The 19,728-nt window shown below is 40.9% G+C and carries 31 protein-coding genes; 24 read left to right on the forward strand and 7 right to left on the reverse strand.

All coding sequences use genetic code 11. The annotated features are described in order from the left end of the window. Positions 1-3: 3 nt before the first annotated feature. From IGI94_RS16945 to IGI94_RS17000, 12 genes are all read left to right on the forward strand, one after another. Positions 4-1,146 (forward strand): lysozyme family protein, encoded by a 1,143-nt coding sequence (locus IGI94_RS16945; protein ID WP_086333144.1) that lies wholly within the window; start codon positions 4-6, stop codon positions 1,144-1,146. Between the two features lie 26 nt (positions 1,147-1,172). Then, complete coding sequence (locus IGI94_RS16950; RefSeq protein ID WP_016619375.1) at positions 1,173-1,475, forward strand: hypothetical protein; 303 nt, start codon at positions 1,173-1,175, stop codon at positions 1,473-1,475. 9 nt (positions 1,476-1,484) lie between these two features. Then, positions 1,485-2,135, forward strand: coding sequence for a hypothetical protein (locus IGI94_RS16955; protein ID WP_086333145.1), 651 nt, complete (start codon positions 1,485-1,487; stop codon positions 2,133-2,135). A gap of 2 nt (positions 2,136-2,137) precedes the next feature. After that, positions 2,138-3,004 (forward strand): hypothetical protein, encoded by an 867-nt coding sequence (locus tag IGI94_RS16960; RefSeq protein ID WP_429962110.1) that lies wholly within the window; start codon positions 2,138-2,140, stop codon positions 3,002-3,004. 23 nt (positions 3,005-3,027) lie between these two features. Further along, positions 3,028-3,249 carry a hypothetical protein gene (locus IGI94_RS16965; RefSeq protein WP_429962109.1) on the forward strand — a complete coding sequence of 74 codons (222 nt, stop codon included), beginning with the start codon at positions 3,028-3,030 and terminating at the stop codon, positions 3,247-3,249. A 144-nt stretch (positions 3,250-3,393) separates the two neighbouring features. Continuing rightward, entirely contained in the window at positions 3,394-3,558 is a 165-nt protein-coding gene (locus IGI94_RS16970; protein ID WP_270290955.1) for a hypothetical protein, read from the forward strand. 3 nt (positions 3,559-3,561) lie between these two features. Beyond that, a complete protein-coding gene (locus IGI94_RS16975) occupies positions 3,562-4,023 on the forward strand; it encodes a hypothetical protein (protein ID WP_270277384.1) in 462 nt (153 codons plus the stop codon). Further along, complete coding sequence (gene mobP2, locus IGI94_RS16980; protein WP_438900046.1) at positions 4,013-5,248, forward strand: MobP2 family relaxase; 1,236 nt, start codon at positions 4,013-4,015, stop codon at positions 5,246-5,248. Before IGI94_RS16975 ends, mobP2 begins: the two co-directional genes overlap by 11 nt. Positions 5,249-5,285: 37 nt before the next feature. Continuing rightward, positions 5,286-7,433, forward strand: a complete 2,148-nt coding sequence (locus IGI94_RS16985; RefSeq protein ID WP_438900047.1) for a DUF3991 domain-containing protein — start codon at positions 5,286-5,288, stop codon at positions 7,431-7,433. A 12-nt stretch (positions 7,434-7,445) separates the two neighbouring features. Then, positions 7,446-7,895: a single-stranded DNA-binding protein gene (locus tag IGI94_RS16990; RefSeq protein WP_086333151.1), complete on the forward strand. Its 450-nt coding sequence runs from the start codon at positions 7,446-7,448 to the stop codon at positions 7,893-7,895. Between the two features lie 79 nt (positions 7,896-7,974). Further along, positions 7,975-8,202: a type II toxin-antitoxin system RelB family antitoxin gene (relB, locus tag IGI94_RS16995; protein WP_086333152.1), complete on the forward strand. Its 228-nt coding sequence runs from the start codon at positions 7,975-7,977 to the stop codon at positions 8,200-8,202. 2 nt (positions 8,203-8,204) lie between these two features. Continuing rightward, positions 8,205-8,474, forward strand: coding sequence for a type II toxin-antitoxin system RelE family toxin (locus tag IGI94_RS17000; RefSeq protein ID WP_086333153.1), 270 nt, complete (start codon positions 8,205-8,207; stop codon positions 8,472-8,474). A gap of 23 nt (positions 8,475-8,497) precedes the next feature. Here IGI94_RS17000 and IGI94_RS17005 read toward each other — a convergent pair whose 3' ends face one another. The 7 genes from IGI94_RS17005 to IGI94_RS17035 form a co-directional block, all read right to left on the reverse strand. Continuing rightward, positions 8,498-8,965, reverse strand: coding sequence for a hypothetical protein (locus tag IGI94_RS17005; protein ID WP_223347183.1), 468 nt, complete (start codon positions 8,963-8,965; stop codon positions 8,498-8,500). Between the two features lie 91 nt (positions 8,966-9,056). Further along, complete coding sequence (locus IGI94_RS17010; RefSeq protein ID WP_438900048.1) at positions 9,057-9,695, reverse strand: N-6 DNA methylase; 639 nt, start codon at positions 9,693-9,695, stop codon at positions 9,057-9,059. 571 nt (positions 9,696-10,266) lie between these two features. Further along, entirely contained in the window at positions 10,267-10,674 is a 408-nt protein-coding gene (locus IGI94_RS17015) for a hypothetical protein (protein ID WP_438900049.1), read from the reverse strand. A gap of 4 nt (positions 10,675-10,678) precedes the next feature. Next, positions 10,679-11,017, reverse strand: coding sequence for a hypothetical protein (locus IGI94_RS17020; RefSeq protein WP_438900050.1), 339 nt, complete (start codon positions 11,015-11,017; stop codon positions 10,679-10,681). A gap of 1 nt (position 11,018) precedes the next feature. Beyond that, positions 11,019-11,450 (reverse strand): hypothetical protein, encoded by a 432-nt coding sequence (locus IGI94_RS17025; RefSeq protein WP_086333066.1) that lies wholly within the window; start codon positions 11,448-11,450, stop codon positions 11,019-11,021. Between the two features lie 580 nt (positions 11,451-12,030). Then, the gene (locus IGI94_RS17030; RefSeq protein WP_438900051.1) at positions 12,031-12,561 is read right to left on the reverse strand and encodes a hypothetical protein; all 531 of its coding nucleotides are present in this window, start codon (positions 12,559-12,561) and stop codon (positions 12,031-12,033) included. A gap of 1,035 nt (positions 12,562-13,596) precedes the next feature. Next, positions 13,597-14,091, reverse strand: a complete 495-nt coding sequence (locus IGI94_RS17035; RefSeq protein WP_438900052.1) for a hypothetical protein — start codon at positions 14,089-14,091, stop codon at positions 13,597-13,599. A 630-nt stretch (positions 14,092-14,721) separates the two neighbouring features. On the opposite strand from IGI94_RS17035, the gene IGI94_RS17040 reads away from it, so the two are divergent. The 12 genes from IGI94_RS17040 to IGI94_RS17095 all read left to right on the forward strand — a co-directional run. Then, positions 14,722-14,961 carry a hypothetical protein gene (locus IGI94_RS17040; protein WP_438900053.1) on the forward strand — a complete coding sequence of 80 codons (240 nt, stop codon included), beginning with the start codon at positions 14,722-14,724 and terminating at the stop codon, positions 14,959-14,961. Between the two features lie 58 nt (positions 14,962-15,019). After that, the gene (locus tag IGI94_RS17045) at positions 15,020-15,253 is read left to right on the forward strand and encodes a hypothetical protein (RefSeq protein WP_086333156.1); all 234 of its coding nucleotides are present in this window, start codon (positions 15,020-15,022) and stop codon (positions 15,251-15,253) included. Positions 15,254-15,285: 32 nt separating this feature from the next. Next, positions 15,286-15,471 carry a hypothetical protein gene (locus IGI94_RS17050; RefSeq protein ID WP_086333157.1) on the forward strand — a complete coding sequence of 62 codons (186 nt, stop codon included), beginning with the start codon at positions 15,286-15,288 and terminating at the stop codon, positions 15,469-15,471. Between the two features lie 22 nt (positions 15,472-15,493). Next, positions 15,494-15,727 (forward strand): hypothetical protein, encoded by a 234-nt coding sequence (locus IGI94_RS17055; protein ID WP_086333158.1) that lies wholly within the window; start codon positions 15,494-15,496, stop codon positions 15,725-15,727. Positions 15,728-15,773: 46 nt separating this feature from the next. After that, positions 15,774-16,694, forward strand: coding sequence for a DNA (cytosine-5-)-methyltransferase (gene dcm / locus IGI94_RS17060; RefSeq protein WP_086333159.1), 921 nt, complete (start codon positions 15,774-15,776; stop codon positions 16,692-16,694). Between the two features lie 63 nt (positions 16,695-16,757). Then, entirely contained in the window at positions 16,758-17,045 is a 288-nt protein-coding gene (locus IGI94_RS17065) for a hypothetical protein (RefSeq protein WP_242691847.1), read from the forward strand. Between the two features lie 59 nt (positions 17,046-17,104). Next, a complete protein-coding gene (locus tag IGI94_RS17070) occupies positions 17,105-17,830 on the forward strand; it encodes a DNA/RNA non-specific endonuclease (RefSeq protein WP_438900054.1) in 726 nt (241 codons plus the stop codon). A gap of 83 nt (positions 17,831-17,913) precedes the next feature. Further along, positions 17,914-18,501, forward strand: coding sequence for a hypothetical protein (locus IGI94_RS17075; protein WP_438900055.1), 588 nt, complete (start codon positions 17,914-17,916; stop codon positions 18,499-18,501). Positions 18,502-18,591: 90 nt separating this feature from the next. Then, complete coding sequence (locus IGI94_RS17080; RefSeq protein ID WP_438900056.1) at positions 18,592-19,014, forward strand: helix-turn-helix domain-containing protein; 423 nt, start codon at positions 18,592-18,594, stop codon at positions 19,012-19,014. A gap of 8 nt (positions 19,015-19,022) precedes the next feature. Beyond that, positions 19,023-19,274 carry a hypothetical protein gene (locus IGI94_RS17085; protein WP_438900057.1) on the forward strand — a complete coding sequence of 84 codons (252 nt, stop codon included), beginning with the start codon at positions 19,023-19,025 and terminating at the stop codon, positions 19,272-19,274. An 11-nt stretch (positions 19,275-19,285) separates the two neighbouring features. Further along, entirely contained in the window at positions 19,286-19,519 is a 234-nt protein-coding gene (locus IGI94_RS17090) for a hypothetical protein (protein ID WP_438900058.1), read from the forward strand. An 18-nt stretch (positions 19,520-19,537) separates the two neighbouring features. After that, positions 19,538-19,728: hypothetical protein (locus IGI94_RS17095; RefSeq protein WP_438900059.1), on the forward strand; the 191-nt coding region annotated here is incomplete at its 3' end.

Genomic DNA, 19,728 nt, shown 5'->3' on the forward strand with positions numbered 1-19,728 from the left:
TACATGCTTGGTCAATACTTAAAAGACCGCTGGAAATTAAAAATACTCTTATGGCTCACACCGTTCTTGCTCGGGATTGCGGCCATCTTGCTTTTCGTTGTTATGATCACCTCCTTTCTTGCGAGTGACGCGCAAGCATCAGAAAGCGCGCCTGTTGGCACTGTGCTAGGGAATAAGAATTTGAGTGCTGAAGTGATCTCTTTACAACCACTCATTCGAAAATATGCCACTGAAAAAGGGATCCCTGATGAAGTGCCCTTTCTCAGTGCAATCATGATGGTTGAGTCTCGTGGTATTGGGCCAGATCCAATGCAAAGTTCAGAGTCAGCGGGCATGGCACCAAACGCGATTAGCAGTGTCGAGTGGTCGATCCAACAAGGAGTCAACCACTATTACAATGCTTTGCAGCTATCGAAAACCTTGTCCCTAGGCGACGATCGTAAGATGATTTCCCAAGCCTATAATTTTGGGACAGCCTATATCTCTTGGTTAGGCAGTACAGGAAATACTCACTCAATCAATGTGGCCGATCGCTATTCACTAACGGTCATGGCTCCGATTCAAAGAAGGAATGGGTTCCCGACTGCAGGTACGCCGTATAACTATCCTAACCCGATCGCGATTCCATACAATGGGGGGCAATTGTACTTGCACTCAGGCAACTTTTTCTATGGAGAGTTGGTGTTTCAATACATTGAACTCGGTGAGGGACAAGCCGGAAGTAACGGTGGTACGAACGGCGATATAGCCATTCTAGAAGCTGTACTAAATAAAAGCCTTTATAACGGAGAATGTTATGGATTAACGGCTTATTATGTGGATCAAATGGGCGGTCCTCGACTCATGGGGTCCGGATTTATGTACGCATGGAAAATCGGTCATGACTACAATTGGGGGGCGCATGGTTGGGAGGTTATTTTCAATCCCAAGTATGAGCAGCTGCAAGCAGGGGATATCATCAATTGGCATCCTGGTGGGGCAGTGTCACCAGGTGTTTATGGTCACACCGGCGTGATCTATAGCGTTGATAATAATGGTAATTTTTCGACCTACGAACAAAACGCGGAGAAGGGACGGGTTTGTGCGAAGTATAACCGGTCCATGAGTTCTGGATCAATCGCCAGCGTCGTCCGCAAAGTGAAGTAAAGTAGAAACTACTGGAGGAAAACCACATGGAAGAAGAACAAGAAAACGTCTTAGTCATTGCCTCAATTTACCTTGATGAAGAGGATTGGCATGAGCTAACGCTCTATGAAAACGTCACAAAACTAGTTGAAAAAACAGATAAAATCGAAGACGAGACCATCCTACAATTTATCTCACAGGGGCGTCTTGAAAGCATCGACTGTTCCGACGTAGAGTGGTATCGATTCGTGTCAACTGATTCTCATCTCGCCAATTATGTACGATCCGGTGATCGCTATGATTGCGAATGGGACTTAGAAGGAAACCGAATAAACGAAGAAACGAAATAGAGGTGCGTAATGAATAAAAAAATAATCGTATCGTGTACTGGGCTGGCCATTCTGTTAGGAGTTGGCGGCCTATTTTTATGGACAGAACTTCGCTCACCAACAGAACCAAGTACGTCATTTTCCACCAATGAACCCACAATTACCTCTTCGTCTAAGGAACAAAGTGACACCCGATTAGACGATCCACAGGCCTTAATTGCTTCTTTGGAGGAACAGAAAAAATTGGTCGAGCAAGCGGAAGCCGCAAGTGTTACTCGCCAAGAAATCATTCGTGTATCAGAACAATTCATTCGAGGATTTTACTCCATTTCTTCTAATGAAACAGAAAAACAATTAGAAGAATTATACCCACTGATGACTGAAACTGCGCAACAATCGATCGCTCCTTTCTACTTAAGTCCGGATGATGATCGTTTGATCACACGTGCATTACTGGGACAAGAGACCTACCTCTTAGATGAATCTTCTACAGACACAGCCACTACTCTTGTACTGGCAAAAATTGATTTAAGGATCGATGGGAACGATCAATACCTGAACAACTATATCGTGAAAGTTCACCTTCATTCCTCAGAAGACGGGTGGCTGGTAGAACGTATCGAAGAGGCCATTCCAACGAATGAAGTGCCAGAAGTTTTCTTTGAAGCGATCGGTGAGTAGGGATGTCAGAATACAAGAATAAATCAAAAATCGAACAACTTCGAGACTGGTATGAAGTCGTTCAGATTCGTAAACGCCGGCATCAGTCAATCTGGTACTTGGGATACTTTTTTCTGATGGTCGTGGTCTACTCTGGCATGATCCTTTCTGGGATTTTTATCAAGTCAAATACAGATGTTGTATCGACACCAGTCGGTCAACTGTACACCCTAAACTCGCGAACCTATACCTTGCATGAAAAGACAATCGATAAAGAAAATAATCGTGCGTTGTTTATTATCACCAATCCTGAAGAGCCGTTAACAGACATCTACAATCAATTAGATGTAACACTCGAATTTATCAATGCTTCGCAACATAAGGCACAGGCTACTGTCATTCAAGGCGACCGAGGATACTATGTTATCCTCTTGGAAAATCTTCCAGAATCCTACACCGCTATGCGGGTTGCATTTGAACTTACCATCAATGATGTGGTGTCTGAAGGGGTAATTTTGGTGAATGAGAAAGAGGAAATTTCTGAAGAGATCCTTGTTCCTTCAGAAGCAGACGTCTTCGCTCAATCTCTTGAATTTATGATTGAAGATCGCATCGAACAAGTAGAAAAAAATCGAACAGTGCAAGAAGAAAATCAGAAAACAATTGAGGAATCAGAAGAAAAAATTTCGATTCTTGAAGAAAGTAAAGCCCACATGACGGACCGAGAAATTATCGAAACCGACGGTTCGATCGAGCAATTGAAACTTGCGATTACGAACCTTGAAGCACGGAATCGAACCATTGACTCAGAGATCGAGGAACTCGAGAAACAAGTTGCCAATTTAAGGGATAGGCTCAATGAATCCGGAGAAAGTCAGTTGAAAAACTGATGTGGCAATGTGGTGGTAAACGTGTGGCAAAGATGTGGCAGTACGCCACAAATGTGGTGGCAGTCATGTGGCAACCATGTGGCAACATGCCACAAATGTGGTGGCAAATGCCCTACCTCTGTACCCACTCAAATCACCCAGCACTGCTGGGTTACACACGAATGTGGGTACAGATTTCCCTTATGCTCTTTCTAAATACCCCCTTGTTTGTCGCTTCGCGCCATCCAGAGGGATTTAGAAACTAGCTCCATTCTTCGAAAGGAGGTCAACCGACCTTGTCAAAATCCACCAAACAATTTGATGAAATCAGGATCAGAAATTTCCCTCCAGACAAAAAAGTCCGGCTCATGAAGCGTGCGCAAAGGGAGGGGAAGAGTCTTCAAGAATTTATGTATGAGCATACGCTGCGCTTAGCCGATGGGGAGGAAATAGCTGCCGTGCAATACAAAATGCTGGAACAACAATCACAGTTGGCACAAATCATTCAAGCAAACACAGAAGCGCTATTGGCACAAGAAACTCGGTGGCGCGCGCTGCTTGGAGAGGAGGAATAATAATTGGAAGACACTTCTACAAATTTTGCAAGAATCAATGCGCGGATTTCACAGTCCACAAAAGAGTTCTTATTATCCTACATGAATGACCACAAATGTCGAAGCCAGGGGGAGGCACTCGACGACTTGGTTGCCCAAGTTCAAAATCAAGAAACGAATCTGTTTGTTGCGGATCTCGTGGCTGAACAAACCGCTGCGCGGGTGATCGATTCTCTTAAGAAAAGTTATTTGGATCCAATGCGGATCCGAACCGGTTACGTTGACAAGCAGACAAAAGCGCTATTAGAAGTCATGAATCATATCATTGTCAAAGGAGAATTTGATCAAGAAAATGTCATCACTACCGACGTCTTAGAAGCCAATGTTTTGACGACTGCACAGGATAAAGTACAAAAAGACATTGAACACTTTAGGCAGCGCAAGGCAAGCTTAGAGGAAAAACGAAAGGCAAGCAATGAGTTATAAGGCAGGAATCGTCATGCGGACGAAGTTCATTTCTCCAGGTGATAAACGATTCAACGGGGCCATCAGATACCTGGACAAGGAACAGTCGAAGCGGATCAATAATCTAGATAAGTATTATGGCATTGAGTTCATGAGCGAGGCCGAAAAAACACCCAAACGAATCTCTGCCTTGTTCAATGGCTACCAAGATTATTTGGATGCAGCGCACCTGGTTGATCTCAAAGATAAGTTTGAATTGGCCAAGGAAAGAGAGAGTCCGATGTGGCAAACGGTTTTTAGCTTTGATCATGAATACCTGAAGGAAATAGGGTTGTATTCACAAGGGGAACATGGCTTCTTAGATGAATCCGCGATTCGTCAAGCGACGATCGGTGCAATGAATAAGCTAGTTGAGGATATGGGCTTTGGCTCTAGCGCTGCCTGGGGGGCAGCTATTCACTTTGACACGGACAATATTCACGTGCATACGATGTTAGTGACGACAGATCCAGAAGGGACGTTGGATCGGATGACCTACAGAAATCAATCGATGTATCGTGCGAAGATCCCTCCGAAGGCAACCCGTGCAATGAAGTCCAAATTTGGTAGTGTGATTATGGATCGCGACGCGTCATTAAGTCGGATTTCTTATTTGATGCGGCATGAGTTAGTTAAAACGAGTATGTCCATCGGTTACTCAAACAACCTCAAGATTATTCAAGGGGTCACCCGCTTGATGAACCAGCTGCCGGATGACCGCAGACTATGGAAATACGGCAACAATGCCATGATTGATTTTCGTCCGCAACTGGATGCTCTTTCAAGGGAAATCATGAATCAAAATAATCCAAGCGCCCTTCAGGAACTTGACTCCTTACTTGATGAACAAAGTACGTTGTTTCAAAAAACATTTGGAGAAGCAACTGTTCAAGAGGGACGGCCTTCTTATAAGCAGCAGCAGTTGTCCAACTTGTATAAGAATATGGGGAACGCCTTGTTGACTGAGATGAAAAAGAGTATGAGCCGCGACGAGTGGATGGCGAAATCTGCTTTTACCCCAGAAGAAGTCAAAGCCTATCTAGAAGAAAAACGGGCGCCTGTACTTGGGAAAAAAGCACTGAATGATTTCAAGAAAGCGATCGATGATTCCCACCAAGAGTTTCTAAGTAAATGTGCCTATGAGCGCGAAGAATGGCGTAAAGCAACGATGAGAAAAAGAGAATTAGAACACGGGAGAGGCTACTGAGGTAGCCTCTTTTCTATGTGTTAAAAGGAGGAACTATATGAGTACACAAGAAAAGAAACGAACGAGAATTTACTCCAAAGCAGAGATTAAAAAAGCAAGCTCGGTCGATATCGTCAGTTACATTCAAGCACACGGTTCTGGCGAGTTAGAAGGTCATGGCCGCTACTTGAAGTACCATGTGAACGGGCATGACTCCTTAATTATTGATCAGAAAAAAAATTACTTTTTTCATAATAGTATTGGACGTGGGGACAACATTCTTTCCTTACTTACACAATATGAAGGCTATTCCTTTCAAAATGCGGTCGGTTTTCTTCTTGGAGAAGAGCTTGAAGCACACAAGGGGTACGATGAATCAGAAGAAAATAAAGGTCCTTATAAACATGCGTATGAGGCAGCCGATTCTACAGAAAAAGTAAGGCACTATTTGGAAAATATACGCGGGATCGATCGGGAAATTATTTCGTACTTAATCGATAATGATTACTTGATTCAAGATAAAAAATACGGAAGCGCGGTTTTAAATTGGAAACAGTATGGACTAGCACAAGAGAAGATCGTTGGTGCGACGAGTATCGTCACCCGAGCCAAGATCACGGATTCGCCCCGTAAGTATATTGGAGAAAATTCCGAGAAACATTATGGGTTTAATATTACTCTTGGCGAACCAAAAGCGATCTACTTCTTTGAAGCAGGGATCGATTTACTCAGCTATTGGTCGCTGCATAAGGACCTGACGGATTGCCGCTTAGTTTGTTTGGAGGGTCGGAAGGAAAAAACAGTCGTTAAAATGATCCAAGAAGGCTACCAAATCTTTGAGACCCTTCCCAAAAATGGCATTTTCTATGGGGTAGACAATGATCCAGCGGGTCAGTCTTTCTACAGTAAATGCGACAAAAAAATCAATATCAAGCAAGAGGTCGGCACGGATACGCTGATTATTAATCAAGCCTTGAATCCTTATGACCATCAAGTCCAACAAGAGGTGCTTGATTCAATCAAACAAGCAGCTACCCTCCACGGGGTAGATCCGAACCTACTCCTAACGATCCAAAAGATTGAGAATAATCTAACAGACACGAACAAAATTTCAAATGACTGGAAAGCCTACGGTTACTTTGCTAAAACCCCTAAGAGTCATGCCAAAGAAGAAACGATCGACCTGACTGATGCCTTAGATACCCTTTGTAAGGACATTAATGAAAAGCATGTAACACTTGAATCGATTGCCGATTTATACCTGGAGAATAAACCGTCAGGATTAGAGCAACAGCTGCTTCAGAGTCGAGCGAACGAACTGTATTCGATGTACGCGAATGATCAAATGGAAGTTGTCCACGAAGTCAGCAAAGATTGGAATGATTTTTTAAAAGAGCAACGCTCAGAAGGATTGATCACGGAACATACGCCTCTGGTCATTCAAGAGCCAGTCGATCAGGTGAATCGAAGAAGTATCAACCAATTCAAGTATTACTTAACCGATAAGAAAGACAATATTGAAATGAAGGCATTGTTGGTGGATCAGTACAGTATAAACCCCAAAATCGTCGATGCGCTTTATAAAAAAGGATTGATGCGTCAGGATATCCATGACCGGATCGTCTTTTTATGGAACGATCAAGGGCGCGTCACAGGCGGTCAATTGCGGGGAACCTTCCAAAGCAAAGAGTTTGGCAAGCTGGGCTATGAACAAAAGATAATGGACTTTTCAGCGGAAGGCTATGGGTTTAACGTAAGCTTGGGAACACCTCAAAGTATCCATTTCTTTCAGTCGCCTGAAGACTTGTTGGCTTACTGGACGTTGAATATCGATCAAGTAAAAGACACGATCCTCTTTGCTTTATCAGATGGCCAAGCCGAACATGTTGTTGATAATATCAATAATAAACTTCAGGCAGGTCATAAAATCCAACAAGTAACGTTTTGTGTCGGAAACAATAAACAAGCACTTGAGTTGTTGGATAAAGTCGCTCAACTAAAAACATTCAACCAGCAGACGTTGTCGCTTCAGACCGAACTTGGATCCGATATTGCCTTTCAGTCCGAACGGCCAAAGATCGGGATTAACTGGATCAATGAATTGATCGCAAAAAAGGACCGAGACCGAGAAGTCAATGCGGTTAAGCAAAAGCAGCAACGAACCGCTGCTCCCCAAAAAGTAGAACAACACTATGCACGATCCTAAGGAGGAAAACAAATGAATCGATTTACTGGCGTTGGACGGCTCGTCCAACAACCAATCGTAAAGGAACTCAAGTCTGGCCTTTCAGTCGCAAATTTCAAAGTGGCCATCCGAAGAGGGTATAAAGATAAAACTGGCAAGGAAGTCACTGACTATCTTCCCTGTATTGCCTGGAGAAAGACAGCAGAATATATTGGAAAGTATGGATCCAAAGGCGTTCTTGTCAGTATCGAGGGCAGAAACGAGACGAGAAGCTATAAAAAAAATGATCAAACCATTTCTGTGATGGAAATCAACGTAGAAACAATCAAGCTACTGGAGTCAAAAGAAGTCGTAGAAGCGCGAAGACAGCGTCAGGCTGGAAATACCAACCCAACTGGGGAGTTACCTGAAGATGGCAGCTACAGTGCCTTTGAAAGTGAATATGAATCAATTCTTGTAGATCCAAATGACTTACCTTTTTGACAAAATATGAACACAAATGTGTTTACACACAATTGTGTTCATGCTATAATTGAGTCAGAAGCAAAGGAGGCGGTAGAATATGGCAACTATAACTGTACGTGTTTCAGATGAAGAAAAAATGTTTCTGGATCATATGGCCAATTTTGAAGGAAAAAGCTTATCTGACTTAATGAAAACAAAGACGCTAGAATCTTTAGAAGATGCATACGACGCTAAAATTGGAGATCTTGCCTATGAAGAATACTTGAAAGATAAAAAATCTAATCCATTATCTAAGTTACTAGAAGAATATGGAATGGTGGATTAGTAATGACGTATTCTTTAGAAACGACGACTCGCTTTGACAAACAACTAAAAAAACTGGATCGTTTTGAAGCAATCACTATTTTGAAATGGTTATCGAAGAATATTGATGGTACAAGTGATCCAAGGAAAACAGGAAAAGCTTTAGTAGGTAATCATGCTGGGAAATGGCGCTATCGAATTGGGAACTATCGCGTTATCGTAAAAATAGATGACGATCAAATGATCATATTAGCATTGGAAGTCGGTCACCGGAGAGGAATATACTCGAAATAAAAAGTAGTATCCTGGTTAGGATACTACTTTTTTCGTTGGAAATTTTTCATAATCATGCGATCTTTGCCTTCTAAAAAACTCTGAAAGTCGATCAATTCCGTGCGTTTTTTCTTTAAAACAGAGTCTTGCATTGATTTGGGATAGATGCCTTCTCGTTCAAAAATCAGATTCTCAATCACATAAATTTTTTTGACAAGGTGATCCAGCTTTTGATCTTCATTCGCGCGAAAAGCCGTATCCTTGGCTTTTCGTGCGATTTTTAACAGATAGTATAACGTTAAGGTCTTTTCTTGCATCAAATCCAGCGTCCCACGTTGTAATACCTCATTCTCATTTTCGAGGATGGGCAGTTCTTCCGGAATTTGAGAGGCTCTCCTGTGATCTGTAGAAACTTCTGAAGGTGAAAACCCTATTTGACAAAAGTCGCACATCAAATGGCTTGTTAGGGTCGTTCCGCAATATTTGCAGGTGTATACCGTTGTTTCATCCATTTTGATTTCTCCTTTAGAATAAGTATTGGATTTACGTGGCTATAGATTCTTCCCTTTTAGTATAACTTACCAGCAGTTTGGGTTAAATAGTTCAGCCAAAAAGGATTGAAAAAGGGGTCTGCCAGGTTGAAAACACCTCATTTGTCAGTGTATTCTTTACCTGGCATTTCGCTTTGATCCCTAGAATAGACAGTTGAACGTAACACATTAATAGGCATGTTTGATCTAAATCTTCACAATGGATGGTTAGTTTTGTCTGACTATTGTACTCTTTATCTTTCAAAGCTGAGGCTAATGCGATTATCATGGATCCCGATCCGCAACAAGGTTCATAATAATGAATGCGGCCCTTCTCTTCAATCTCGGCTATTATTGAAGGTAGGCTGAGTTCCGCCATCAGTCTAGCCACATGATTTGGCGTAAAACACTGGCCCATCGATTTATTTGCCAAGCTAAGTTCCATGTAAATTTCTCCTAACCAGTCAATGGTTTCTGATTCCATAGCATTGACTAGAAGGTCAAGGCATTCACTGAACGTTACAGCTTGTACCGTTGTATATTTGGCTATTGTCTGAAGATACAAAGCCTCTCGTTCTTTCTGGTGCTTACGATCAAGTGTATTTGACAACGTATAGGCCATAAGGTGGATCCAGTCGTTAAATACCCCACCAATTGAATTCTTGCCTGTGATCGATTGCAGCTTATTGATGATTTCTTTCTTTTTGTTCATAAATTGACCTCCTTCAGAAAGGTTTTTGCCTTTCATTGATTTGATGTATTTTTCTTTGATGCAGAAGATGGATCATACCTGGAATGAGCGACAAGGGCTTACAGATGGACCAGCTTCAGCTGGATCCAGGTGTTGTGTATTTACCCTTGTCGGTTGAATGGAAGGTATGGTAAAAGGCGGTGGAACCGCCGTTCTTCTCAAAGAAAAATTGAATCGATGAAAGGTGGAGACCTGGAAGGTCGGTGCGCGACGTAGGAGCGCTAAAGTGAAGGCGATAGCCTGAGAGGCCGTTGGAAACGGCCGGAAAGTGTGCGCAGCACACGCTAGGGGGACCCGACGATCGTCGATCGGTGGGGGAAAAGCGGGCGTCGCCCGCGTTCCTCTTTAATAAACGTCAGCTGTGGCAACAGCTGGCTGAATTTGTCCATATAGCGTAGCGTCAAAGGAAGAGAGCGCAGTCGAAGATGATACGAAGCGAATGACTGTATATGGACAAATTCACTACAAATTGCGCCAGCAATTTGTTTCCAAAAAGCAGGCAAGAATAGGTTTCCCTATTCTTGTTTGCTTTTTATGCAGTTCGAATCAAGCCACCAACTATTGGTTTGAAACCAATGAGTCCAAATTCTGAGTATTCGGGAATATCCAAATTGAAAACATAGGACATTTGAAAGCCTTCATTGAGTTCTTTCCAATCGCCTGACCATTCTTCTTCTCGGTTTGAAACATAGAAGAGAGAAAGCATTTTGCCGATGGCGGTGTAGCTTAAAATAGCGTAATACACGAGATAATCGTGCTTTTCTTCAAACTCTGCGACTAATTGCTTAAAGCTATTATCTAGCCAATAGTTTCCTCCACGTAAAGAATAGGAAACCAAGTCAGCTTGTTCGAATTGTTGAATCGTATCGTCAATGATACCAAGGGCTTTCATACGCTTGATTGCTTCTTTTTTGTATCGTAGTTTTTGTTCGTTTTTCATGGTTTTACACTCCTTCGTAATGTGTTAAAAAGCTAAGAAAGAATCCTAAAGCAACCGCCATAGGCGGGATATCTTTACAAGCTTCAACAAAATCGGCACTATCCAGATAATCAAATTCATATTCACCGGTTTGAACATTAACATTCACCTTTTTACCGAAGTTGCATTCGACTTCAGCCGGACCATACATTTTGTTTACCCAAACTTGGAGAGCAAAGGTTTCATTTTGGACTTCAAGAATGTCATGGCCGGTTTCGTATTTTCCAAGATTTGGTGAATCTGTTAAGGAAGAAAGTAGTTCATTGTCCATGATTTCTAGGATGAAACAATTATTTAAGTTCATTTTAGTCGTCCTCTCTTTCGGTGAATGAATAGAAAGCGCCGTTTACTTTTATTGATTCGAAATAGTCCAACCATTGGCTATCCGTTGTTTTTGCTTTCTTGTCGTCATTAAATCTTTGCCATGTAAGTTCTAACGCTTGATACTCATCAGGCTTAATCGTGCTAGGTTTGATTCCTTTATCAATACACACTAAAGCTTGAAATAGCCATTTGGGGTTTGCCTTCTTTAGCTGTTCAATCGTTCGATAGTAAGTGTCAATCAGATTAAGCTCAACACTGCTTTCAATCATTTCTTCTTGGGCCATATCCAATAATTTTTTATAGTGCTTTTTAGGGACACGTGTTTCGTTATAAGCGAACGTCATATCCTCCATTTTTTGCGCCATTTTGTCTTTAGGCAATCGTGAAAATTCTTCATAATACGTTTGTGGCATGGTTTGACCTCCTACAGAAAGGGTTTGCCTTTCTTTTTTTATATTTTCTTTTGACAGAAAAGATGGATCACTCCTGGAGTGAGCAACAAGGGCTTACAGATGGACCAGCTTCAGCTGGATCCAGCTGTTGTGTATTTACCCTTGTTGGTTGAATGGAAGGTGTGATAGAAGGCGGTAGAACCGCCGTTCTTTTCAAAAGAAAAAATAAATGGAAGGCAGAGATCCCGTTCTGTGGGTTGGGCGCGACGTAGGAGCGCTAAAGTGAAGGCGATAGCCTGAGAGGCCGTTGGAAACGGCCGGAAAGTGTGCGTAGCACACGCTAGGGGGACCCGACGATCGGCGATCGGTGGGGGAAAAGCGGGCGTCGCCCGCGTTCCTCTTTAATAAACGTCAGCTGTGATAACAGCTGGCTGAATTTGTCCATATAGCGTAGCGTCAAAGGAAGAGAGCGCAGTCGAAGACGGTACGAAGCGAATGACTGTATATGGACAAATTCACTACAAATTGCGTCAGCAATTTGTTTCCTGAAAGGGCAAAAAATAACCATTCAATTGGTTGAATGGTTAAATTCATATTATCCTCAAAAATATGCTTTGACGTCGTTCAACGGACTTCTTGATTGTCGAATATCGCTGATATTCTCTTTGATTAACCGTTTAGCAATAATTGCTCTCAATGCAGTGAAAAGAACGTATAACGGGGTTTCGTCAAGATTTTTACTACCTGGTTTTCCAATAGTATAGAATGCCAACAAAGAATTGATGCTAGTTTTGTGTGAATCGAGCATAAATGGGGTATCCAATGAATCTTTGTCTTTGATATATTTTTCAAGCAGATAGTCTAACCAATGCGTGTCAGACTTGCACTTGTCATGAACCTTTCTACCTTCAATTATTTCTTCAAATGAAGCTTGGAAGGGAACTTGGTAGAGCCAGTTTGGAGAAATAATCAAGCCCCGCTTTCTTAATAAATCAAAGAGTTGATCGCCTGATACGACATGTGACATTTCATATAGTGGTAAATCTAAATAATGATTGATAGACAAGCTCCTTAAGTAATTGTCTGCTTGCATGGAGAGTTCCAAATATCCTTGAATTTTATTGTCTCGCATGAGAGTGCCTCCTTCAGAAAGGTTTTTGCCTTTCATTGATTTGATGTGTTTTTCTTTGATGCAGAAGATGGATCATACCTGGAATGAGCGACAAGGGCTTACAGATGGACCAGCTTCAGCTGGATCCAGGTGTTGTGCATTTACCCTTGTCGGTTGAATGGAAGGTATGATATAAGGCGGTGGAACCGCCGTTCTTCTCAAAGAAAAATTGAATCGATGAAAGGTGGAGACCTGGAAGGTCGGTGCGCGACGTAGGAGCGCTAAAGTGAAGGCGATAGCCTGAGAGGCCGTTGGAAACGGCCGGAAAGTGTGCGTAGCACACGCCAGGGGGACCCGACGATCGTCGATCGGTGGGGGAAAAGCGGGCGCCGCCCGCGTTCCTCTTTAATAAACGTCAGCTGTGGCAACAGCTGGCTGAATTTGTCCATATAGCGTAGCGTCAAAGGAAGAGAGCGCGGTCGAAGATGGTACGCAGCGAATGACTGTATATGGACAAATTCACTACAAATTGCGCCAGCAATTTGTCTCCTAAAAGGCAACAAGAAATGAGTAATTTGGTGACTCACTTCTTGTTGCTTTTTTTAATCAATATTCAGAAAGGACTCATATTCCGATTCTCGTTCTTCTATAAACTCGTCGTCTTCGTCATAAAAATAATAATAGTCAATCTCTCTGCAGGTATCTATAACGACTTCGCCATTTTTAATCACATAATACTCGGGAAACCCACACCCTAGTTCCAATGACTTAATGGTGATTTCGAGATTCAATTCTTTTGATATTGAGACAAGGTTGATCGCCCAGTTTGAATGATCGTCGATGAAACATAACTGAACACTCCAAGCACAGTACCCGTCAATCCACAGGTTTGTTTCGTCTGAAAGGTATAGTAAGGCTTCATAGGTTCTGTAAAAGTTACTAGCTATGGAAAGTGATGACCCTGTATTTGATCTTGATTGTGGTACCTGCATAAGTTGTAATAGCTTTTTGATTGATTGTTCGCTACCAGTAATTCTCATATTAAAATCGCAACAATTAGCCAATGTGATCACTCCATTCTTGAAAGTGATCAATTACTTGGTTGTTTACAACTTCTAAATAGCCAAAATCGCTAAATTCTTCTCCACGATAAGCTACTGCTCCGTTTAGTACGTAATTATTTGGCTTTAGTATTCGTTCAATTAGGTATTGTATCCATTCAATATAACAATAAAACTTTTCATTTGTATCCCACTCAAGCGTTTGATTGTCCTCAGCTAGCAGCCATTGACACCAAAGTCCAGGTTGCGTAGATGGTGGTTGATTATAATCGAGAACGGTATCTAATTCGCATTCTTGTCCGTAGTGACCGTCGTCGACGCAGAAAAATTCACCGTCCACGCCACAATCACCATAGCCTTTTTGAATGAGTTGCTCGTTGTCTCTTTTCATTCTTCTAGTGGTTGCTAAACCTCTAAGAAGTGTGGCGATTTCGTCAGTAACTGGACGGTCAATTTCAAAAGCACCGATAAAATCCGTGTGGTATCCCATAATTATTCCTCCTGTGTAATTTTTACAAAGGACTTCCTTTAGAAAGAGGATGTCTCTAACTGAAGGTTCGCTTTTCCTTTGATGGGTTGAATAGATTACAGGTGGAAGGGCAAACAAGGACGAAGAGCTGCACGACCTTCAGTTCGATGCAGCTCTCGTGCATTTAATCCTTGTTTGAACTGAATACCTGTGATAAAAGGCAACGGCGTTGCCGTTTCAACCAAAGGAAAAGAGTCAGGAAGGAAGATAACTCGATCGAAAGGAACGGGGCCGCTGCAAGCGGCCTAAAAGTGTGCGTAGCACACGCAGGGGGACCCGACAATCGTAGATTGTTGGGGGAAAAGCGGGCGTTGCCCGCGTTCCTTTTAAATAAGTCTGATCAAATAATGATCAGACTGGTTCAGTCAATATAGCGCAGTGTCAAAGGAAGAGAGCGCAGTCGAAGATGGTACGAAGCGAACGACTGTATATTGACGGAACCATAGAAAGTTACGAAGAAACTTTTTTCCTTAATCAGTTCCAAAATTCATATTTTAATGGATACGTCTTTAATAGTACTAGTAATATTAAATCGAACATGATATAATAAAGTTACCGGTAACTACATTGCAAATGAAGGGAAGAGATTACGTGGAAAGCAAATTAGCGGAGGAAAAGCTACGATATATCGTAAAACTGGAGGATAAATATCTTGCAAAAATATATGATGGCCAGGGGAATTACAAACTAGTTGACGAGGCAATGCTGAAAGAATTAGAACTCATGCAATATCAACTTTCTGAAGCAGAAATAAAAAATTACGATGATCGCTATTGGCCTTTTTCAATTCCAACAGTCAGCCTAGAACCATATAAGAACCTTCCTTTTTAAGCTTCAGGGAATTAATCTAGTCATCTAATCGACGAGATAACGGAATGAGGTGCGATTCTTGAAACATGTTTGGATTTTGATTTCTCAGCCAACAGGAGATGATCCAAGTCCTGCTATCTTCTCTAGCAGAAAAAAAGCTGAAAAAGCTTTCTGGGATCAAGTTGAATATGACCAAAGAGCAGGACTCAGAACAGAGACCATGGCAGATAATCAAAGTTTGTCATGTAATTCTACATTTGAAGATACAGGGGATCAGGTGGTTCACGAGGTTAAAAGGGTTAGAGTTTATTAAGTGGAAGATATAACGGAATAGGAGGAAAAAATATGAGATACAGTCAAATGGATCATAAAAAAATGTGGGTAGAAAAGTTGGAAAGAGATTTGTCAGAACTCGAATCATTAGGGTATAGCAAAGAATCTGAAGTGTATAAATCCGCTGTAAAACGGACTGACAAAGCCCGAAAAGATCTTAATAATTCACTTAATTTAGTCACTGATGGGAAGAAATAGAAAACTAGAAAGGAATTTATTCATGAGATCGAAAAAAGAGCAGCACCATTTTGACGAGGGATATTTTTCGGCAATGAGAGACGCAATGTCACTTGATATAGAACATTATGGCAATGGTGCAGGGGCAGAACTAATACAAGAATTTAATTTGAGACGTTCCGATTTTTTGAAGTATTTTGAAGCTGAAGATATTCAATTTATAGATAACTATGTTGAAGAAGGATCAAGGCGATATAAAGAAATTTGGTTATCATAATTGTTCTTCTATCCCACCAAAATAATCAACCGGAGGAGTGAAGCCAGTGCTTCAGATTTTAGAACTGTTCGGAGGGATTGGCAGCCCTCGGATTGCATTAAGAAATTTAGGGATACCGACTAAGTCAATAGACTACGTTGAAATCGATCAGAAAGCCGTTGATAGTTACAATGCTATCTTTGCAAACGAGTTACCGTTTAGTACTCAGTCAGTTGTTAATTGGAACCTTAAGCCAGATATTTTGATTCACGGATCGCCTTGCCAGGATGTATCTATTGCTGGTCATCAAAAAGGTGCTGATGAGGGATCGGAAACTAGATCTAGCTTGATGTGGGAAACAATTAAAATCATAGCTGATATGGGTATGTGGAAACCAAGGATTGTGATTTGGGAGAATGTCAAAGGTGTATTGTACAAACACATGCGAAAGAATTTCAATCGGTATCTCGATGAAATGGAAAAACTAGGGTATTCGAATTCATTTGAATTGTTAGACGCAAGAGATTTCGGTCTACCGCAAGCAAGGCAAAGGGTATTTACGATTTCAGTTCTTAATCAAGAACCTTTTAACTTTCAAATTTTGAATCGTAAACCTATGAAAGATATCAAAGAGTTTTTGCTTAATAACGACCAGGTTGATCCAATCTACAACGTAACGCAGCCTAGTGTCTTATCCGTTATCGGAAAAAAAGGAATCAAACGTGCAACAGTGATTCAAGATTATGCTTACACGATAACAACTCGACAGGATCGTACACCAGCACAAGTTATTGACTGTGGGAAAGAACGTTATAGATATCTTACTGAACTGGAGTGCTGGCGACTACAAGGTTATTCAGACGATGATTACTTTGCTGCTGCTTCGACCGTTGAGAGAAACGGAAGATTTCGAATGCCAATGTATAAGCAGGCCGGGAATAGTATTCCAGTTGGTATCTTTGAAAGTCTGTTTGAAACACTAATTTAGTTAGGTATCCACCAAGATAGTTTATTAGTGGAAGAAATAGCAAACTAGAAAGGAAGATAAAAAATGAGATTTTTTGAAATTAATAACCCGTATTTTGCAATTGTAGCAGCTGAAAATGAAGAAAAATGTATTGGATTTTATGAAGAAGTAGTGTGTGACGTAGAAGATAAAGAAGATTTTATGGCTAGTATGAAGGAACTTGAAAAGCCAGATGCGGTCACAAAAGTTGCGAATACAGTGAGTGAAGAAACAGGGGAGCCAGTCGGTAGTGAAGAGGCAGAGGTGCAAGTTTTTGATTGTATTAATGACAATGAACCGACATTATTGGCAGTTGACGGATCGCTGGTTTAGTCAGTTATCCACCAAAATAGATGACTTAGGCAAAATAAATTAACTTGAAGGAGAGTGTAATGAAACATAAGTCAAAATTCATACTAGCAGCATTGATCACTATGTTGGGGGTTACAGCGTCATTAATAGATTTTTCAACAATCGATATAGAGTTGCCTAGTTTCATTAATGATATGCTATACCAGGAATCAATCTCTGCAGAAGAACTAGCCAACATACCAGACTTTGACGGTGAAAATGTTGTTGTAAAGGTAAATCAGAATAGACCAGATTTCACAGAAGAAGAACTTAGCTTGTCGAACGGATATTGGCAAAAGTTTTCTGATCTGGACTATCTCAACCGGGTGGGTAAAGCAGAAGCAATGTTACACAGAGAGTTGATGCCGACTGAAGACCGCGGAGATATTTCTAATGTATATCCTACTGGATGGAATCAAAAGAAACTTGCTGATGGTGTTTGGCTCTATAATCGCTCTCATAGTATTGGTCACCAGATGACTGGAGAAGATGCAAACTGGAAAAATCTTTTTACAGGTACACAGCAATTAAATCAAATCTATATGGTCCAATATGAGAATGAAGTCGCAAACTATCTTCGTCAAACCAATAATCACGTACGCTATCGTGTAACACCTTTATTTCGAGATCAAGAGCTGCTACCGCGTGCAGTACAAATGGAAGCTCAGAGCATTGAGGATGACGAGATAGCCTTTAACATAATCATTCACAACGTACAAGATGGTGTCGCGATTGATTATCAAACAGGGGTTGCCACAGTACAATAAAGTGAACTGGCTTTCTTTCGAAACACTATGCTATCATTATGTTACTTATAACATTATTAGAATAACGTAATGGAGGTAATACAATGGATATTTCGCAAGCTCTAGAAATATTGGAAAGAGAAGGAATAACAAACAGTGTTCAAATGGTTCGTCGATGGATTCGACAAGGAAAAATAAAGGCGAAACTACCTTCAAAAAAAACCGGATATGAAATTGATCCCCATTCACTGGAGAAATTTATTGAACAAAAAAAAGACAAGATTCAAGATATACAGACAATTGACTTCAAAAAAGGGTTTCAGATGGGCTATAAACAAGCAAAAAATGAGTATAAAGAAAAAATGAAAACTATTGTTGTCAGAGGTGGATTCGAAGAACGATTTTCAATTAACCGACTAGAGTTTCATTCAATTGCTGCTAACAGAGAAAGAGACAAAGCGTATTTTTCCCTTGTAGATGACCAACTCTTTGCCTATGGGGTAAAAAGACCGCGGTCTAATATCGAAGTGTATTATCTGGATGGATGGTACGCTTACGAACGAGCAACTATTGTTATCCATGAAGATGATTATAATATTAATCTGGAGGAAGATGAGTTGCTTGAAGATAGAGCTATGAATTTGCTCTCCGAATACTTTAGAATTATTTATATGAATAGTCAAAGAGCATAAAGATCAATCACAAGTAACGTTTCAAAAAACACGATAAAGTGTACTTTATATGCGCACACTTTATCGTGTTTTCTTATAGGAGGTATCCTTTTGAGCGAGAAGAAATATGATTTAATGAGTCACGATTTAATGACAGCCCCTGAAGCGTCTAGGAGATGGGGATACGAGGAAAGCTATGTTCGACAAATGATTAAAAAATACCCTGATAGAATCCCTGAAGGCGAGATACGTATGTTCGGAAAAACCTTGGTTATAACGTCTAAAGGTATGGAAAATCTAACAGGACAGTCCTTAAAGGAATATTGGTACTTTTACATTGAAAAACAACAAATAGTCTTCAAGGAAGTTAAATATAACTCTTATGAAGAAGCATTGGAAAGACTTATGGATGAATTGGGAAAGCGGGGGATTTCAAATTACGTCCCTGCAGCAATAGATGATCAAAATCAACGTATAGGACTTCAACTGGATAATGGAACCTTACTATTTATCACAACAAACGGCAGGAGATGAAATGATAAATGACTGAAGAAAGAAATTGTTATGGTGGGCAATGGAAAGTCCCGATTACACCTTACAACAAACGACTATATTGGCCGCCAAAGTGGGTTCAGTGTGATTGCGGTGAGCTAGCACAGCAAGGAAGAGTACGAAAAAGTGGTTTTTTCTATCCGACTGAATTTTATCAATGTAAAAGTTGTCAACGGACTTACCAACTAATCACAGGTACCAATCGGTTTGTCTTAGTAACTGATGATGCAAAGAAGGATTGAGGTGACTCATTATGCCACTAAAAGGTGAGTTGAACAGCATTTACTACTACAATAATCATGCGATTATCGTTGATAAAGCAGCAAAAGAGTATTGTTATGTGTCAGACCGATCCGGAATTTTGCAAGTAAAAGATATGATTGGTTTCTTTATATGCCACGAGGATCTCAAAGAAAAAGAGAAGCAACTAAAGAGACAAGGATACGAAAAAGTGGCGGCTATGATCGAGAGGTATCCCAAATTATGAAAAAGAGGCGGATCAACTATGACAGATAAGGAAAAACTAGAATTGCTTCTAAACAGTGTTTTTTCAGATATTTCGTTCTCAAAAATTCAAACTCTTGAAAACGGAAGTTTTCATTTGATCGATCGTACATCTGAGATGTGGATTCGAATCGAAGACAACGTTGCACAAATCGCATTTCGGGAAGATTTTCAACCTGTTTTCGAACGAAT

Origin of the sequence: Enterococcus sp. AZ149, from assembly GCF_051714285.1 — a bacterium.
GTDB lineage: Bacteria > Bacillota > Bacilli > Lactobacillales > Enterococcaceae > Enterococcus_D > Enterococcus_D entomosocium.

Excerpts from the sequence above, each read along its gene's own strand:
- IGI94_RS17035 (WP_438900052.1), bottom strand. The coding sequence starts at position 14,091 with ATGGGATACCACACGGATTTTATCGGTGCTTTTGAAATTGACCGTCCA.
- IGI94_RS16985 (WP_438900047.1), top strand. The coding sequence starts at position 5,286 with ATGAGTACACAAGAAAAGAAACGAACGAGAATTTACTCCAAAGCAGAG.
- relB (WP_086333152.1), top strand. The coding sequence starts at position 7,975 with ATGGCAACTATAACTGTACGTGTTTCAGATGAAGAAAAAATGTTTCTG.
- IGI94_RS17065 (WP_242691847.1), top strand. The coding sequence starts at position 16,758 with ATGAGATTTTTTGAAATTAATAACCCGTATTTTGCAATTGTAGCAGCT.
- IGI94_RS17020 (WP_438900050.1), bottom strand. The coding sequence starts at position 11,017 with ATGAACTTAAATAATTGTTTCATCCTAGAAATCATGGACAATGAACTA.
- IGI94_RS17030 (WP_438900051.1), bottom strand. The coding sequence starts at position 12,561 with ATGCGAGACAATAAAATTCAAGGATATTTGGAACTCTCCATGCAAGCA.
- IGI94_RS17010 (WP_438900048.1), bottom strand. The coding sequence starts at position 9,695 with ATGAACAAAAAGAAAGAAATCATCAATAAGCTGCAATCGATCACAGGC.
- IGI94_RS17015 (WP_438900049.1), bottom strand. The coding sequence starts at position 10,674 with ATGAAAAACGAACAAAAACTACGATACAAAAAAGAAGCAATCAAGCGT.
- IGI94_RS16950 (WP_016619375.1), top strand. The coding sequence starts at position 1,173 with ATGGAAGAAGAACAAGAAAACGTCTTAGTCATTGCCTCAATTTACCTT.
- IGI94_RS16990 (WP_086333151.1), top strand. The coding sequence starts at position 7,446 with ATGAATCGATTTACTGGCGTTGGACGGCTCGTCCAACAACCAATCGTA.
- IGI94_RS17085 (WP_438900057.1), top strand. The coding sequence starts at position 19,023 with ATGACTGAAGAAAGAAATTGTTATGGTGGGCAATGGAAAGTCCCGATT.
- IGI94_RS16955 (WP_086333145.1), top strand. The coding sequence starts at position 1,485 with ATGAATAAAAAAATAATCGTATCGTGTACTGGGCTGGCCATTCTGTTA.
- IGI94_RS17050 (WP_086333157.1), top strand. The coding sequence starts at position 15,286 with ATGAGATACAGTCAAATGGATCATAAAAAAATGTGGGTAGAAAAGTTG.
- IGI94_RS17000 (WP_086333153.1), top strand. The coding sequence starts at position 8,205 with ATGACGTATTCTTTAGAAACGACGACTCGCTTTGACAAACAACTAAAA.
- IGI94_RS17090 (WP_438900058.1), top strand. The coding sequence starts at position 19,286 with ATGCCACTAAAAGGTGAGTTGAACAGCATTTACTACTACAATAATCAT.
- IGI94_RS16960 (WP_429962110.1), top strand. The coding sequence starts at position 2,138 with ATGTCAGAATACAAGAATAAATCAAAAATCGAACAACTTCGAGACTGG.
- IGI94_RS17025 (WP_086333066.1), bottom strand. The coding sequence starts at position 11,450 with ATGCCACAAACGTATTATGAAGAATTTTCACGATTGCCTAAAGACAAA.
- mobP2 (WP_438900046.1), top strand. The coding sequence starts at position 4,013 with ATGAGTTATAAGGCAGGAATCGTCATGCGGACGAAGTTCATTTCTCCA.
- IGI94_RS17005 (WP_223347183.1), bottom strand. The coding sequence starts at position 8,965 with ATGGATGAAACAACGGTATACACCTGCAAATATTGCGGAACGACCCTA.
- IGI94_RS17075 (WP_438900055.1), top strand. The coding sequence starts at position 17,914 with ATGGATATTTCGCAAGCTCTAGAAATATTGGAAAGAGAAGGAATAACA.
- IGI94_RS16970 (WP_270290955.1), top strand. The coding sequence starts at position 3,394 with ATGTATGAGCATACGCTGCGCTTAGCCGATGGGGAGGAAATAGCTGCC.
- IGI94_RS17070 (WP_438900054.1), top strand. The coding sequence starts at position 17,105 with ATGAAACATAAGTCAAAATTCATACTAGCAGCATTGATCACTATGTTG.
- IGI94_RS17055 (WP_086333158.1), top strand. The coding sequence starts at position 15,494 with ATGAGATCGAAAAAAGAGCAGCACCATTTTGACGAGGGATATTTTTCG.
- IGI94_RS16945 (WP_086333144.1), top strand. The coding sequence starts at position 4 with ATGCTTGGTCAATACTTAAAAGACCGCTGGAAATTAAAAATACTCTTA.